The sequence below is a fragment of the Arthrobacter sp. SO3 genome, assembly GCF_020532825.1.
Lineage (GTDB): Bacteria > Actinomycetota > Actinomycetes > Actinomycetales > Micrococcaceae > Arthrobacter.
The window spans coordinates 1-14,262 of record NZ_MQTS01000157.1; the positions used below are offsets into that span (position 1 = coordinate 1).

General features: G+C 66.7%; 12 protein-coding genes and 1 tRNA gene. 8 read left to right on the forward strand and 5 right to left on the reverse strand.

Annotated features, from left to right (window positions below):
* Positions 1–1,764 (forward strand): glycoside hydrolase family 13 protein (locus BJQ90_RS14545; protein WP_226760956.1); only part of this gene is annotated, 1,764 nt, incomplete at its 5' end.
* Positions 1,765–1,822: 58 nt separating this feature from the next.
* Entirely contained in the window at positions 1,823–3,190 is a 1,368-nt protein-coding gene (locus BJQ90_RS14550; protein WP_226760957.1) for an FAD-binding oxidoreductase, read from the forward strand.
* Positions 3,191–3,237: 47 nt separating this feature from the next.
* Here BJQ90_RS14550 and BJQ90_RS14555 read toward each other — a convergent pair whose 3' ends face one another.
* From BJQ90_RS14555 to BJQ90_RS14570, 4 genes are all read right to left on the reverse strand, one after another.
* Positions 3,238–4,656 carry a DUF4032 domain-containing protein gene (locus BJQ90_RS14555; RefSeq protein ID WP_226760977.1) on the reverse strand — a complete coding sequence of 473 codons (1,419 nt, stop codon included), beginning with the start codon at positions 4,654–4,656 and terminating at the stop codon, positions 3,238–3,240.
* A gap of 135 nt (positions 4,657–4,791) precedes the next feature.
* On the reverse strand, positions 4,792–5,874 hold the full coding sequence (locus tag BJQ90_RS14560) for an ABC transporter ATP-binding protein (RefSeq protein WP_226760958.1): 1,083 nt from the start codon (positions 5,872–5,874) through the stop codon (positions 4,792–4,794).
* Positions 5,875–6,130: 256 nt separating this feature from the next.
* Positions 6,131–6,943, reverse strand: a complete 813-nt coding sequence (gene otsB, locus BJQ90_RS14565; RefSeq protein ID WP_226760959.1) for a trehalose-phosphatase — start codon at positions 6,941–6,943, stop codon at positions 6,131–6,133.
* Positions 6,933–8,342, reverse strand: coding sequence for a trehalose-6-phosphate synthase (locus tag BJQ90_RS14570; RefSeq protein WP_226760978.1), 1,410 nt, complete (start codon positions 8,340–8,342; stop codon positions 6,933–6,935). The genes otsB and BJQ90_RS14570 overlap by 11 nt, the downstream gene beginning before the upstream one ends.
* A gap of 274 nt (positions 8,343–8,616) precedes the next feature.
* Between BJQ90_RS14570 and BJQ90_RS14575 the strand changes: the two genes are divergently transcribed.
* From BJQ90_RS14575 to BJQ90_RS14600, 6 genes are all read left to right on the forward strand, one after another.
* Complete coding sequence (locus tag BJQ90_RS14575) at positions 8,617–9,507, forward strand: DsbA family protein (protein ID WP_226760960.1); 891 nt, start codon at positions 8,617–8,619, stop codon at positions 9,505–9,507.
* Between the two features lie 153 nt (positions 9,508–9,660).
* A tRNA-Thr gene (locus tag BJQ90_RS14580) sits at positions 9,661–9,737 on the forward strand.
* 176 nt (positions 9,738–9,913) lie between these two features.
* Positions 9,914–10,402 carry a GyrI-like domain-containing protein gene (locus tag BJQ90_RS14585; protein WP_226760961.1) on the forward strand — a complete coding sequence of 163 codons (489 nt, stop codon included), beginning with the start codon at positions 9,914–9,916 and terminating at the stop codon, positions 10,400–10,402.
* Positions 10,403–10,612: 210 nt separating this feature from the next.
* Positions 10,613–10,915 (forward strand): DUF4193 domain-containing protein, encoded by a 303-nt coding sequence (locus BJQ90_RS14590; protein WP_056741192.1) that lies wholly within the window; start codon positions 10,613–10,615, stop codon positions 10,913–10,915.
* Between the two features lie 281 nt (positions 10,916–11,196).
* A complete protein-coding gene (locus tag BJQ90_RS14595; protein ID WP_226760962.1) occupies positions 11,197–11,742 on the forward strand; it encodes a hypothetical protein in 546 nt (181 codons plus the stop codon).
* Between the two features lie 196 nt (positions 11,743–11,938).
* Positions 11,939–12,418 (forward strand): Dps family protein, encoded by a 480-nt coding sequence (locus BJQ90_RS14600; RefSeq protein ID WP_226760963.1) that lies wholly within the window; start codon positions 11,939–11,941, stop codon positions 12,416–12,418.
* Positions 12,419–12,494: 76 nt separating this feature from the next.
* On the opposite strand, the gene BJQ90_RS14605 is transcribed toward BJQ90_RS14600, so the two are convergent.
* Positions 12,495–14,183 carry an MFS transporter gene (locus BJQ90_RS14605; RefSeq protein ID WP_226760964.1) on the reverse strand — a complete coding sequence of 563 codons (1,689 nt, stop codon included), beginning with the start codon at positions 14,181–14,183 and terminating at the stop codon, positions 12,495–12,497.
* Positions 14,184–14,262: the final 79 nt, after the last annotated feature.

The window sequence follows — 14,262 nt, forward strand, 5'->3', positions numbered from 1 at the left end:
GGCGCAGGGAGCGGTGCAGCGGCTGGAGCGCTGCGGTACTGGAGCCTGAACGCGCAGGGTCTGTTCGGCCGGGACGTCTCCGACTACGCGGACTTCCGCCTGACCACGTTCCCGGCAGCACCGGCGTGGCTCCGTTCAGGCACGATGTACCAGATCTTCCCCGACCGCTTTGCCCGCTCCGCCGCTGCAGAAAAACGCCAGTCCACCGCGGTGGCGCTCGACCCCGCGGCACCGGACTGGGCAGTCCCGTGCAGCTGGGACAACACCCCGGTGGAAGGCTCGGGCCCGCAGACCCCCTACCAGTTCTACGGCGGGGACCTCGGCGGCATCACCGAACGGCTTGACCACATCCAGCAGCTTGGCGCAGACGTGATCTACCTGACGCCGTTCTTCCCGGCGCGGTCCAACCACCGCTATGACGCAGCAACGTTTGCGTCCGTGGATCCCCTCCTCGGCGGGGACCAGGCCCTCGTGGAACTGGTGGAGGCCGCCCATACCCGCGGCCTGAAAGTGATGGGCGACCTCACCGCCAACCACTCCGGCGACGCCCACGAATGGTTCCGGCGCGCCCTCGCCGACCCCAACTCGCCGGAAGCGGATTACTACTTCTTCGATGACGACCACACCGGGTACGAGGCCTGGTACGGGGTCGCCTCGCTGCCCAAATTCAACTGGTCCTCGCAGGGGCTCAAGGAGCGGTTCGTGCTGGCCGACGACTCGCCCGTGGCCCACTGGCTCAGGCCTCCCTTCAACCTCGACGGCTGGCGGATCGACGTCGGCAACATGACCGGAAGGCTCGGCGCCACGGACCTCAACCAGGAGGTGGCCCGGCTGATCGCCGGCCGGGTCCGGGAGATCAACCCGGAGGCAGCACTGCTGGCCGAGGCAACCAGCGACGCCGCCCCGGACTTCAGCGGTGAACACTGGCACGGCGCCATGACGTACTCCAACTTCACGCGGCCGCTGTGGTCCTGGCTCGCCGGCGACGCCCCGCACGTCAATTTCTTCGGCACCCCGTTGCCCGGACCCAACCGCACCGGCGCCCAGGACTTCCTGGCCACCCACCTGGACCTGGCGGCCGCGTTCAGTTGGGACGTCCGGCAACAGAACATGAACGCACTGAACAGCCACGACACCGCGCGGGCAGCGACTGTGATGATCGACGGCGGCCAGCGGCTCGGGGCAGTCCTGATGTTCACGCTGCCCGGCGTCCCGGTGGTGTTCGCAGGCGACGAATTCGGGCTCAAGGGGGACAACGGGGAAGCCTCGCGCACGCCGATGCCTTGGCACGACCCGGGACGGGTCCTTGAGGACCTAAGGGGTGACTACGCCGCGCTTGCCGCCCTGCGCCGGGGCCAGCCTGCGCTGACCGGCGGCGGAATCCGCTGGCTGCACGCGAAGGGGGACGCCTTGGCGTTTGTGCGGGAAACGGCCGGGAGCTGCGTTCTCGTCGTCGTGGCCAGGGCCGCCGCGGATGTACAACTGGCGCCGGGGACACTCACCGAGTCCCAGCGGCTGGCCCTCGCAGCGGACCCGGCGTTCCGCACCGGCCACATAAGCGCCGGCGTCAGTCCAGGTCACCCCGACACTGGGCAACGCAGTGCAGATCGCCTGGCCGAGTGGCAGATCAGGGCGGGTCACCTCGCCGACGGGCAGATCAGGGCGGATGGCGCGGCCCCAGGCGCCCTGATCTGTACCCGCGGCGCCGCGGCCGGTGTCTGGGTGCTGCCGGGCGCCATGCTGCCGGGCACCACGCTGCCTTAGCCCGCCAGTGTCAGCCGCGCCTTAGACTGAAGGCCGGATTCGACGAACTGGAGACCGCATGAGCATCATTGACGAGCTCACCTCTGCCCTGGGCCCGGCGAAAGTCGCCCTGGACGCCCCCACCCTGACTCGCTATGCCGTGGACCAGGCGCCGGTGTTGGACTTCCAGCTGCCGCAGGCCGTAGTTCTGGCTGAATCAGTCGAAGACGTCCAGTCCGCCGTCCGCGCCTGCGCCGCCCACAGGGTGCCGCTGGTGGCACGCGGCGCCGGGACCGGCGTCTCCGGTGGTGCGCACGCGAGCAAGGACTGCGTCGTGCTGAGCCTGGAACGGATGAACCGCATCCTGGACCTCAACCCCGATGACGAGACAGCCGTCGTCGAAGCCGGGGTCATCAATGCGGATCTCAACACGGCCGCCGCAGCCCACGGACTCATGTACGCCCCCGATCCGGCGAGCTTCAAGATGTCCACGATCGGCGGCAACGTGGCCACCAACGCCGGCGGCCTGCGCTGCGCCAAGTACGGGGTGACCCGCGACTCGGTGCTGGCGCTGGACGTGGTGCTGGCGGACGGCTCGCTCATCCACACCGGCCACCAGACGTTCAAGGGCGTCGCCGGCTACGACCTCACCGGGCTGTTCGTCGGCTCCGAGGGGACGCTGGGGATCGTCGTCGGGATCACCGTCCGGCTCAAATACCTCCCGCAGGACGTCCACACGATCGCCGCCTTCTACCCGGACTTCCGCAGCGCCGCGGCGGGCGTCCTCGCCGTGGGAAAGGCACGCGTGCAGCCGGCCATCATGGAACTGCTCGACAGCGGCACCCTCGCCCAGCTCGACGAGATCCACGGATCGGACCTCGCCTCCAGGGGCCGGTCCCTGCTGCTGATCCAGACCGACGGCTTCGGTGCCGCGGCGGAGGCAGCGGTGATAAGGCCTGTCCTCGTGGCCGGCGGCGCGGTGGTGACCATGGAAGCCAGCGCGGAAGCGGAACAGCTGGTGGAACTGCGGCGCAACAGCCGCGGAGTGGAGGTCGACGACGAATACCGCGTGGGCGAGGACGTGGCCGTTCCCCGCTCCCGGCTGGTCGACTACGTGGAGGCCCTGGAGAGCATGGCGGCAACGCACCGGGTCAAGCTCAAGGTGGTGGCGCACGCCGGGGACGGCAACCTGCACCCCACGTTCTGGGTGGACCGGGTGGACAAGACCGTGGCCGCGGATGCCATGGCGCGACTCGGGGCCGTGCTGGACGAATCCATCACCGTGGCCCTGGCAATCGGCGGCACCATCACCGGGGAGCACGGGATCGGCCAGTACAAGCTGCGCTGGCTCGGGCTGGAACAGAAGGAACCCGTGCGCGAACTGCAGCGCCGGATCAAGGAGCTCTTCGACCCGGCCGGCATCCTGAACCCGGGCAAGGCCATTTAGCCCGGCTGTGCCACAACCCGGCGTCCGCGGCCGTGGACGCCGGGAACCTAGTCGTCGGAATCCGGGTATTCGTCGACGGACTCCTCTGCGCCGTAGCGGGACTCCTCGGTCTCCACCTCGAGGATCTTGAGCAGCTCCGTGTCCGGGTTCAGCATGATGGCCGCCTCGTCGCGGCGGTGGCGGAGTTCTGAGTCGATGTAGGACTGCACCGCCTCGGCCAGCGGGATGTGCCGGTTCTCCTTTTCGGACATGTACCAGCGGTGCTCCAGGATCTCGTGCACGGCCTCCGCCGGCTCCAGCTTCCCGGACAGGTCGCGGGGGATGGAACGGACAATCGGTTCGAAGATCTGGCTGACCCACAGATGGGCGCTGTACTCCTCGTCCATCCCGGGGTTGTTGTCCGCCCGGAAGGAGTCCATGTCGTTCAGGAGCCTGCGGGCCTGGTTTTCCTGGGCGTCCAGGCCGGTCAGTCGCAGCAGCCGGCGCTGGTGGTGCCCGGCGTCGACCACCTTGGGCTGGAGCTGGATGGTGGAACCGTTCTGCGTCGTCTTGATCGCGTATTCCTCGACGTCGAACCCCAGTTCGTTGAGCTTCCGGATGCGGGCGGCCACCCGCCAGCGTTCGCCGATCTCGAACGATTCCTTCTCGGTCAGCTCGGTCCAGAGGCGCCGGTAGCTGTCCATGATGAGTTCGCTGGTGGCCACGGGGTCCACCTTTTCCTCGATCAGGCCGCCATCGAGCAGGTCCATGAGTTCCCCGGCGATGTTGACGCGGGCGATCTCCAGATCGTATTCGCGCTGACCGGTGGAGAGATCCGGATACAGCTCGCCGGTCTCTGCGTCCACGAGGTAGGCGGCGAACGCGCCGGCGTCGCGGCGGAACAGCGTGTTGGACAGCGAGACGTCGCCCCAGTAGAACCCGATCAGGTGCAGGCGGACCAGCAGCAGGGCCTGGGCGTCGATCAGCCGGGTCAGGGTGTCCTTGCGCAGCATCTGGGAGAAGAGGGCGCGGTACGGCATGGAGAACTTCAGGTGCCGGGTGACCAGCACAGGATTCAGCGGCCGGCCATCCGGCGTCGTGCGGCCGGTGATGACGGCGACCGGTTCCACGCAGGGAACGTCCAGCCGGGCGAGTTTGCGGAGCATGTGGTATTCGTGGCGGGCCACGTGTTCCGAGGTCTCCTTGATCGCGATGACGGAGCCGCCGAGGTGGGCAAAGCGCACAATGTGGCGGGAGATGCCGCGGGGGAGCGCGGCGAGGTTTTCCGCCGGCCAGTCCTCAAGGGCGATGTGCCACGGCAGGTCCAGGAGTTCCGGCTCGGTGGCGGCGGCGGTGATGCTCAGCGAGCTCGAGGCCACTGGGCCCTTGCTGTCGTTGGCGCTGGCGGCTTCGAACCGGGGCAGCTTGCCGATCTGACCGTAGTCGGTCGGTTCGTCGTGCCACCGGGCACTGTTGTCCTCGATCATGGGGTTTTCCTCGGTCATGAACCAATTCTTCCGTACTAAGGCTGGTGGCCCTAACGAAAGGGTGCCGCCAGTGAAGTTAAAGCCCGACGGCGGCCCTCCACTGGGGAGGACCGCCGTTTCCGTGATACCTGGGGACTAGTCGCCCAGGCGCAGGCCCGTCTTGGTGTCGAACAGGTGCACGTGGCCCGACTGCGGGCGAACGTAGATGGACTCACCCTTCATCGGGGGGCGGCGGCCGTCGACGCGGGCCACGATGTCGTGGCTCTTGCCGTCCAGCGTGGTGTGGCCGTAGACGTAGGCGTCAGCGCCGAGCTCTTCGACGACGTCCACCTCGACCTGGAGGCCTTCGCCCTGGGCGACCTGCTCAAGGTCTTCCGGCCGGGAGCCGAGGGTTACGGTCTTGCCGCTGGCCTCTTCGAGGATGCCGTGCGGCACCGGGTAGATGGTCCCGCCGAACTGCACGCCGCCGTCGACGACGGGAAGCTCCAGCAGGTTCATCGCGGGGGAGCCGATGAAGCCGGCCACAAACACGTTCTTCGGCTTGTCGTAGAGGTTGCGCGGGGTGTCGACCTGCATCAGCAGGCCGTCCTTCAGCACGGCGACGCGGTCGCCCATGGTCATGGCCTCGACCTGGTCGTGGGTCACGTAGACCGTGGTGACGCCCAGGCGGCGGGTCAGGGAGGCGATCTGCGTGCGGGTCTGCACCCGGAGCTTGGCGTCAAGGTTGGACAGCGGCTCATCCATGAGGAAGACCTGCGGGTTACGCACGATCGCACGGCCCATGGCAACACGCTGGCGCTGACCGCCGGAGAGTGCCTTCGGCTTGCGGTCCAGGTACGGCTCGAGGTCCAGGAGCTTGGCAGCTTCACGGACGCGCTCGGCGCGCTCTTCCTTGCTGACGCCGGCGATCTTCAGGGCGAAGCCCATGTTGTCCGCGACCGTCATGTGCGGGTAGAGCGCGTAGTTCTGGAAAACCATGGCGATGTCGCGGTCCTTGGGGGGAACGTCGGTGACGTCGCGGTCGCCAATCAGGATTCGGCCGGAGTTTACGTCCTCAAGACCTGCAAGCATTCGCAGGGAGGTCGACTTTCCACAGCCGGAGGGTCCAACGAGGACCAGAAATTCGCCATCGGCGATTTCGATGTTGAGCTTGTCAACAGCGGGCTTATCCGTGCCCGGGTACAAACGTGTTGCGTTATCAAAAGTAACTGTAGCCACAGTTATCAATCCCTTCACCGGCAGGTACGTGCCGGACGATCCGTAGTGAATGGTCTTATTTTTCAGTTGTTAATTCAGTTGTCCGCACCTGATCGTGCGCATACTCCCCGGCCGAAGCCGAGGAGTATCCAATGATGCCGCACGGTACTTGTGCGCCACATCACAACCAGAGTATGTCAGATTTTTGGTTAATGGGCCAAAATGTTACGGATGTCACACGTGATTCGGCTTACTCGCGGCACGGAATGAGCTAGGGTCACAGCCCCAGGGCGCGCTTCCGTTCCCGCAGCAGGGCCTCCAGCAGTTCGCAAACGTGCTCCGGGGCTTCGATCCGGAACTGGGCCTGGGTGAAGTCGAGACCAACCTTCACCCCGAGATCGTCGGGGAGCAGGCTGGCCAGGGCGTCCTCGTCGGTGGTGTCATCGCCGGCGAAGACGGTCGCCGTGGCTCCGGCCGCCTGGCGCAGGAAAGCGATGCCTTCCCCCTTCGAAGCGTGGACCACTGACGTCTCCAGCACCCGGTTGCCGCTCTTCAGGAAGACGCCGGGCCGGTCCTGCAGAACGGAGCGGGCGGCGGCCACCGCGTCCGCCGCGACGTCGTCCGCGGCAAGCCGGGTGTGCAGCACGACGCCGGCGGGTTTGTCCTCGAGCAGGGTGCCCGGTGCCGCCTCCACGATGCCCTCCAGCTCGCGCCGGACGTCGGCGAGTAGTGCCCGGCGGTCGTCATCGAGTTCCAGCTTCGCGGACCCGGGTCCCATCCAGACTTCGGCGCCGTGGCTTCCGATCAGCAGGGTCTTCTCCGGGGGGAAAGCGACCGCCCGCAGGCTGTCCAGTGCCCGCCCGGAGATGAGAGCCGTCGTCGTCCGCGGAAGCTCGGTGAGGGCGGCGAAGGCCGCTGCCGAGCGGGGCAGTGCCCTGGCATCACCGGCGTGGTCCACCAGCGGTGCCATGGTGCCGTCGAAATCCATCGCGACCAGCAGGTGTTCGGTGGCGGCGATGCGGCGCAGGGCCTCGAGGAGCTCCGGCGAGAGCGAAAGCGGGGTCTGCTTCGGTGCGTGCTCAGGAGTCATCACGGACTACCTTCTCTTCCAGGGCGCTCAGGAAATCGGAGGACCAGAGATCGACGTCGTGGTCCAGGATCTGCTTGCGCATCGCACGCATGCGTCGGGCCGACTCCGCCGGCTGCATGTTGACTGCCCTCATGATGGTGTCCTTGAGGCCGTCGATGTCGTGCGGATTCATCAGCAGCGCCTGCTTGAGCTGGTCCGCGGCGCCGGCGAACTCACTCAGGACGAGGGCGCCGTCGTTGTTGGTCCGGGCCGTGACGTATTCCTTGGCTACGAGGTTCATGCCGTCCCGCAAGGCGGTGACGAGCATAACGTCCGCCGCCAGGTACAGCGCCACCATCTCCTCGATCGGGTAGTTGTGGTGCAGGTAGCGGACCGCGGTGTTTTGCAGGGTGTCATACGTGCCGTTGATATGGCCGACCGTACCCTCGACTTCTTCGCGCAGCAGGCGGTACTGCTCCACCCGCTCCCGGCTGGGGCTGGCGACCTGGATCAGCGCGGCGTCTTCCACCGTCACCTTGCCCTCGGCCAGGAGTTCCTCGTAGGCCTTGAGGCGGTGCCGGATGCCCTTGGTGTAGTCGAGGCGGTCGACGCCGAGCAGGATCGTCTTGGGGTTGCCGAGATCCTCCCGGATCTGCCGGGCACGCTCGATGATTTCCGGCTTCCGGGCCAGTTCGCTGATCTGCTGGACGTCAATCGAGATGGGGAACGCGTGGGCCCGGGCGATGTGGGTGGTCTCGCCGTCGGCGCCCTTGACGTGGACCTGCTGCTGCTTGACGCTGGCGCCGAGGAAGCGGCGGGCCGAGCGCATGAAGTTGCCTGCGTCGCTGGGGCGTTGGAAGCCGACCAGGTCGGCGCCCAGCAGTCCGTCGATGATGGCGCGGCGCCACGGCAGCTGGGCGAAGATCTCCGGCGGCGGGAACGGGATGTGGTTGAAGAACCCGATCTTCAGGTCCGGACGCGCCTCGCGCAGCATCTTGGGGACGAGCTGGAGCTGGTAGTCCTGGACCCAGACCGTGGCGCCGGGGTTGGCATGGTGGATGACCGCGTCAGCGAACCGGCGGTTGACCTTGCGGTAGGAGTCCCACCAGGTCCGGTGGAACTCCGGCGGGGCAATCACGTCGTGATAGAGCGGCCAGAGCGTGGAGTTGGAAAATCCCTCGTAAAAGAATTCGATGTCATGCGTGCTCAGCTGGACCGGAACGAGGTCGATGCCGCCGTGGCTGAAAAGCTGGACATGCTCATCCGGTGCGCCGTGCCAGCCCACCCACGCGCCGTCGGTCTTGGTCATCATCGGTGCCAGTGCGGTGACCAGGCCGCCGGGGGAGCGGCGCCAGCCGCCCTCGCAACCGGGCTCGTCCGGGGAGCAGCGGTCGACCGGCAGGCGGTTGGAAACCACCATGAAGTCATACTGCGAGTCCGGATCCGTGTCGCCGGTGCCGTGCGCGGCGGCGCTCTCGGCTTGTGGATCCGATTCGGCGTGTTTGGTTGCCTGCATTGGTGCCCCCTGGGGTTGGCTCGTGGCTCGTATCCACCCTAGCGGGGCGGAATCTTCTGTGCTATTCGTCCGGCGGGCGGCGTGCAGGAAGGTTGAAAGCGCAACTTCCCAGTTTTCTCGCCTAAAATGATGAATTGCCACCCCGTGGACACCACAGGCCGATCGACCCGAGGAACTAATGAGCCCCGCAAACGAACCCCGTCAGTCCAAATCAGAGCGAACTGCCGCGGCCCGCGAGAAAGCCCGTGAAATCCGCGAGGCGCAGCTGAAGAAGGACAAACGCAACAAGCTGCTCATCGGCTGGGGCATCGTCGCCGCCGTCGTCGCCATTATTGTTGTGGTGGCGCTGGTTGTGACCTCGAACATCCAGAACAACGCCCCGGTCGCGGACGAGGGACCCACCCCGGCCAACGGCAACGTCTACGGCGGTGTCACCCTGCTGGCCAACACGGAGGTCGCGAAGACCGGCCCCGCCACCGTCAAGATCGCCGACCTTCCGTCCGCTCCGGCTACCCAGCCGGCGCTGGTGACCGCTCCCGGCGCCGACGCTGAGGCCGGCAAACCGGTTAAGGTGGTCCTCTACATCGACTTCATCTGCCCTGTGTGCAAGAACTTCGAGACCCAGTACAACGAGACCCTGACGAACCTCCGCAACGAAGGGAAGATCTCGGTGGAATACCGCCCGCTGGGCTTCCTGGACTCCCGGTCCACCACCAACTACTCCTCCCGTGCCGCCAACGCGGCGGCCTGCGTCGTGAACGAGTCGCCGGAGAAGTACGCGGACTTCGTCAACCTGCTTTTTGCGAAGCAGCCCGCTGAAGGCAGCGCTGGCATCTCCGATGCAGACCTGAAGAAGATGGCCACCGACGTCGGGGCCAAGAGCATCGATACGTGCGTGGACGGAAAGACCTACCGCCCGTGGGTCAAATACACCACCCAGCAGGCAGCGGCCATCGGGGTGACCGGGACGCCGACGGTCCTCGTGGAGGGCAAGCAGTGGGGGAAGGGCGACAGCGCCCAGACCCCGTTCAACGAGTTCCTCCAGGCCGCCATCGACGCGAAGAAGTAAGCGGTACAACCCAACAGCAAAACCGCAGGCCCGGTTCCGGATTCTTCCGGAGCCGGGCCTGTTTTTATCACCGGGCATCCGTGGGCTAACCTTATCTAGCGCCATGGCGCCGGGCCCCGCATGGTGGTCCGGTGCCGGCCCGCGCACAGGAATGCCTCCTTAGCTCAGTTGGCCAGAGCACCGCTCTTGTAAAGCGGGGGTCGTCGGTTCGAATCCGACAGGGGGCCCCACGAAGAACCGCGCCGCTGCCGGGAAGGATCCCGGCAGCGGCGCGGTTTTGTTTTGGCTGATTGACCAAGCGGCGTCCAAGCCGTCGTCGTCGGGTCCGGCACCTTGGGGCCCGGGCGCTGCGCGTGGGGGACGTTAGGCCCTAGACCGTGAAATCTGCACAGCGGAGTCTTGCCCTATGACCGAAACGACTCCGGAAAAGACGCCGGACATCAAGTCCAACCAACTCCAGGAACAACCGACCGCGGTACTGCGCGAAACCGTTCCGATGAAGGAACTGCGGGAGTTCTTCGGCCGCGCCTATCGTTCGGTGATGAGCGCGGCGGAACAACAGCACGTCCAGGTGGCCGGGCCGCCGTTCGCGATGTATCGGGGAATGCCCACGGACGTCGTCGACGTCGAGGCTGGCTTTCCGGTGGCGGCACCGTTCCCCGGTGGTGGCGAAGGCGGGGTGACGGGGGGATCGCTTCCGGGCGGCCGGGCCTTCGAAGCCATGCATGTTGGCCCCTACGAGACTCTTCCCGAGACGTACGGGGCGATCAGGGGGAAAATGCAGGCCGAAGGCTTGGCGCCGGGGAACTCGATGTGGGAGTACTACCTCAGTGACCCTGCCGCGGAGCCTGACCCGGCGAAGTGGAAGACGCTCGTCGTTTGGCCGGTCGCCTGAGCGGACAGCCAACCGCTTTGGCTGCCGGCTGGGCACCTTTCAAGCAGCTCTTCGACGCACTTCGATGACACCGTCCGTCCCATCCGCGGGGGGCGGGCGACGCAATCTGTCGGATTCGCCACACTATTCTTCGAAACGTGCATAATGTCCTAAACTGCTTCACTGAGGTGCCTGAAATGGCGCTGCGCAGCAACGAAAGTGAACCCCCAAATGGCTACCGATTACGACGCACCACGCAAGACTGAAGAAGAATCTCCCGCTGAATCGCTGGAGGCACTTCAGGCGTCCCGCGGCGGCGGCGCCCAGACTGCCGTCATCGACGTCGATGAGAACGACACCGCTGAAGGCATCGACCTTCCCGGGGCCGATCTATCCGGCGAAGAACTGACCGTCATCGTTGTTCCCGAGCAGTCCGATGAATTCACCTGCTCCTCCTGTTTCCTGGTGCGCCACCGGTCCCAGGTGGCGAAGGAAAAGAACGGGCTGAAGTACTGCCGCGACTGCGAAGGCTAGGGGACCTTCCGCCGCGCAGCACCACTTCAGTACATGCTGGCCAGACAGACAGACAGACAGACAGACAGACAGCAACGCACTACGAAGCGCCGGAACCCGACAAGGGCCGGCGCTTCGCCGTTCCCGCGAGTTTCCGAAGCGGGCCGGCCGACGGCGGTGCAACCGTCCCGTAACCCGGCGCAGCGCAGCCTAACGGTTGGGGGCCGATCCTCCCGGACCCTCGATTCGCCCGGCAAAGGCCCCTATTCTGGAGCTATCTCATCGCGTGAGGGGCGGCCCAAATGAAGACGTTCAGGGTGTGGCTGGTAGCGGTCCTGCTGGCAGTTGGATCGGGGCTGGTGGCGCCCGGCCCCGCATCGGCGGCGCCCTACTGCGGCCAGGTCTGGGGGTCGCTGGTCAAATCGGATCCTGCGATGAGCCAGGCCCAGGTGACGAACGTCCGCACCGGGCAGCACTACTGCTTCGACCGGCTGGTCATTGATCTCAACGGACCCGTCGGCGGCTACACCGTCCGCTACGTTCCGCAGGTCACGCAGGACGGATCGGGGTTGCCTGTCCCGCTGCGGGGACAGGCGTTCCTCCAGGTCACGGCCAACGCTCCGGCCTACGACGGCAACGGCAATGCCACCTACACCCCTGCGGACCCGAACGAGCTGAGCAACGTCAGCGGCTATCAGACCTTCCGGCAGCTCGCGTGGGCCGGCAGTTTCGAGGGGTATTCCAGCCTTGGCCTCGGAGTCCGGGCCCGGCTGCCGTTCCGTGTGTTCACCCTCGCGGGACCGGACGCAGGCTCACGGCTCGTGATCGACGTCGCGCATTTCTGGTGACCCCCGGCCGGGCGGTTGCCGGCGCCTTTCCAGGGAACGCCGCTGGTAGTAAGCCGACTTAGTAAGCTGACCGAGAAATTCCTGCGCGACCGTCGCGGTCCCGTTGTGCTCTGGAGTAGCGTCGGGACATCGGATCTAGCGGTATTGGACGCGGCAGCATCGGGCGCAGCGGTACCGGACCTACTCAGGAGGACGCATGAAAGCAACACCCACCCTCACGACCAACCTGCAGGCAGTGCTCGTGGACCTGATCGAACTTCACGTTCAAGGCAAGCAGGCGCACTGGAACATCGTCGGGACAAACTTCCGGGACCTCCACCTGCAGCTGGACGAGATTATCGAGGCCGCCCGCGCCTTCGCCGATGACCTGGCCGAGCGCATGCGTGCCCTCCACGCCCTCCCGGACGGCCGCAGCTCTACGGTGTCCAAGTCCACCGCGCTCGCCGAGTTCCCGGCCGGCCTGATCAACACCAAGGACGCCATCGAGCGGATCGTCGCGGCGCTCGAGGCCGCCGTCGGTACCATGCGCAAAGTCCACGACGAAGTAGACGAAGAAGACCCCACGACAGCGGACCTGCTGCACGCCTTCATCGCCAAGTTTGAGCAGTACGCTTGGATGGTCAACGCGGAGACAATGCGCGCCAACACCAGCGTCACCACGCCGGACAGCAAGTAGCGTACCCCTGGCAGTTTCTGCGCCCGGCTCCGGTTCCCCCGGCGCCGGGCGCTCTGCTTTAATTACTCGGCCTTAATTACTTGGCGGTCGGCACCTTCCGGAGGACGATGGCGGCGAGAACCGACGTCCCGGCCATCAGCACCAGCGCGATGGTGGCCGTGATGTGGACTCCCGAGTCGAAGGCGGTACGGGCAGCCGCCATCACGGACTCCGCCAGCGGTCCCGGGAGGGACTGCGCCAGCTCGACGGCCCCTGCGAGCGTCTCGCCGGCCTGGGCTGATGACTCAGCGGGGGCCACTTCGGCGGCGCCGGCGGGAAGCCGGAGATTGCCCTGATAGGACGCCGTCAGGATGGACCCCAGGATGGCGGTGCCCAGCAGCGAGCCGATCTCGTAGCCGGTCTCCGAAATGGCGGCGGCAGCCCCGGACTTCTCCGCCGGTGCCGCGCCAAGGATCAGGTCGTTGGAGATAGTTTCCGCAGCGCCGACGCCCAGGCACAGCACCAGCAGCGCTGCCAGCAGCAGCGCCGGGCCGTTGCTGTGATCGCCGATGGCCACCAGGAAGTAGCCTGCCGCGCTCAGCAGCAACCCGCCGGCCACCACGAAGCCGGGACGGACTTTCTTCACCAGCGGCACTACCAGCAGGCCCGCCAGGACGGTCGCGATGAGGGCGGGCACCATGGCGACGCCGGATTCCGAAGGTGACTGGCCCTCGAGCAACTGCAGGTGCTGGGCGAGGAACAGGATGAAGCCGTTGAAGGAGAAGAGAGCCAGCACGTTCGCGACGATGGCGGTGCTGAAGATCCGGTTGCCGAACAGGCTGATGTCCAGCAGGGGAGCAGCGCGGTTTCCGGTCCCGCGGCCGGTCTGTGCCAGGTTTCCCGGCGCCGGGCCATCCTGGACCGGACCCGGGGTCCCGCCGGCCTTGGCATGGCCACCGGCCAGGAGGGACCGCTGGCGCCGGACGAAGACATATCCCATCAGCAGGCCAAACACGATGGCGGCCAGTGGCTCCGGGGCCAGCCCGTGCGTGGCCAGGACTTTGATGCCGTAGACCACGGGCACCATGACCAGCAGGGACATGATGATGCTGGGCACGTCCACCCGGCCCGGGTTCGGGTCGCGGGATTCCGGGATCAAGGCCGGCCCCAGGGCCAGCAGCGGCAGGATGATCGGCACAGCCACGAGCAGGACGGCGCCCCACCAGAAGTGCTCCACCAGCCAGCCGCCGGCAATGGGGCCCAGCGCGGCGCCGCCGGAGAAGCCGGCGGCCCAGATAGCCACGGCCAGCCGGCGCCGGTTGGCCTCCGGGAAGATGTTGCGGATCAGGGACAGTGTGGACGGCATCAGCATGGCGCCGAAGAATCCCAGCCCTGCGCGTCCGGCGATCAGCCATTCGGCGCTGGGGGCAAAAGCCGTGACCGCCGAGACGGCAGCGAAGCCCGTGCTGCCGATAAACAGCAGCCGGCGGCGCCCGATCCTGTCACCGAGGCTCCCCATCGCCACGAGCAGGCCCGCGAGCACCAGGGGGTAGGCGTCGACGATCCATAACAGCTCCACCCCGGAGGCGTCGAGGCTGCGCGCGATGGCCGGCAGGGCGAAGGTCAGCGCCGTGTTGTCGACGGCCACCAGAAGCACCGGAAACATCAGCAGCGACAGCGCCAGCCAGTCTCGCCAGGGCGCACGCGGGCTCGGGTTCGGCGTCGTTCCGGCGGCATTGCCGCCGAGGGTGCCGGGGCTGCCGAGGGTGAAGGAAGTGTTGCTCATGGTCTTAACTGTACCGTCTGGACGGTACAGTTAAGAAGTTGCCCGTTAAGAACCGGCCCCCACCTGGGGGCATGATAGG

Excerpts from the sequence above, each read along its gene's own strand:
- BJQ90_RS14605 (WP_226760964.1), bottom strand. The coding sequence starts at position 14,183 with ATGAGCAACACTTCCTTCACCCTCGGCAGCCCCGGCACCCTCGGCGGC.
- BJQ90_RS14595 (WP_226760962.1), top strand. The coding sequence starts at position 11,197 with ATGAAGACGTTCAGGGTGTGGCTGGTAGCGGTCCTGCTGGCAGTTGGA.
- otsB (WP_226760959.1), bottom strand. The coding sequence starts at position 6,943 with ATGACTCCTGAGCACGCACCGAAGCAGACCCCGCTTTCGCTCTCGCCG.
- BJQ90_RS14600 (WP_226760963.1), top strand. The coding sequence starts at position 11,939 with ATGAAAGCAACACCCACCCTCACGACCAACCTGCAGGCAGTGCTCGTG.
- BJQ90_RS14575 (WP_226760960.1), top strand. The coding sequence starts at position 8,617 with ATGAGCCCCGCAAACGAACCCCGTCAGTCCAAATCAGAGCGAACTGCC.
- BJQ90_RS14570 (WP_226760978.1), bottom strand. The coding sequence starts at position 8,342 with ATGGTGGTTTCCAACCGCCTGCCGGTCGACCGCTGCTCCCCGGACGAG.
- BJQ90_RS14550 (WP_226760957.1), top strand. The coding sequence starts at position 1,823 with ATGAGCATCATTGACGAGCTCACCTCTGCCCTGGGCCCGGCGAAAGTC.
- BJQ90_RS14555 (WP_226760977.1), bottom strand. The coding sequence starts at position 4,656 with ATGATCGAGGACAACAGTGCCCGGTGGCACGACGAACCGACCGACTAC.
- BJQ90_RS14585 (WP_226760961.1), top strand. The coding sequence starts at position 9,914 with ATGACCGAAACGACTCCGGAAAAGACGCCGGACATCAAGTCCAACCAA.
- BJQ90_RS14590 (WP_056741192.1), top strand. The coding sequence starts at position 10,613 with ATGGCTACCGATTACGACGCACCACGCAAGACTGAAGAAGAATCTCCC.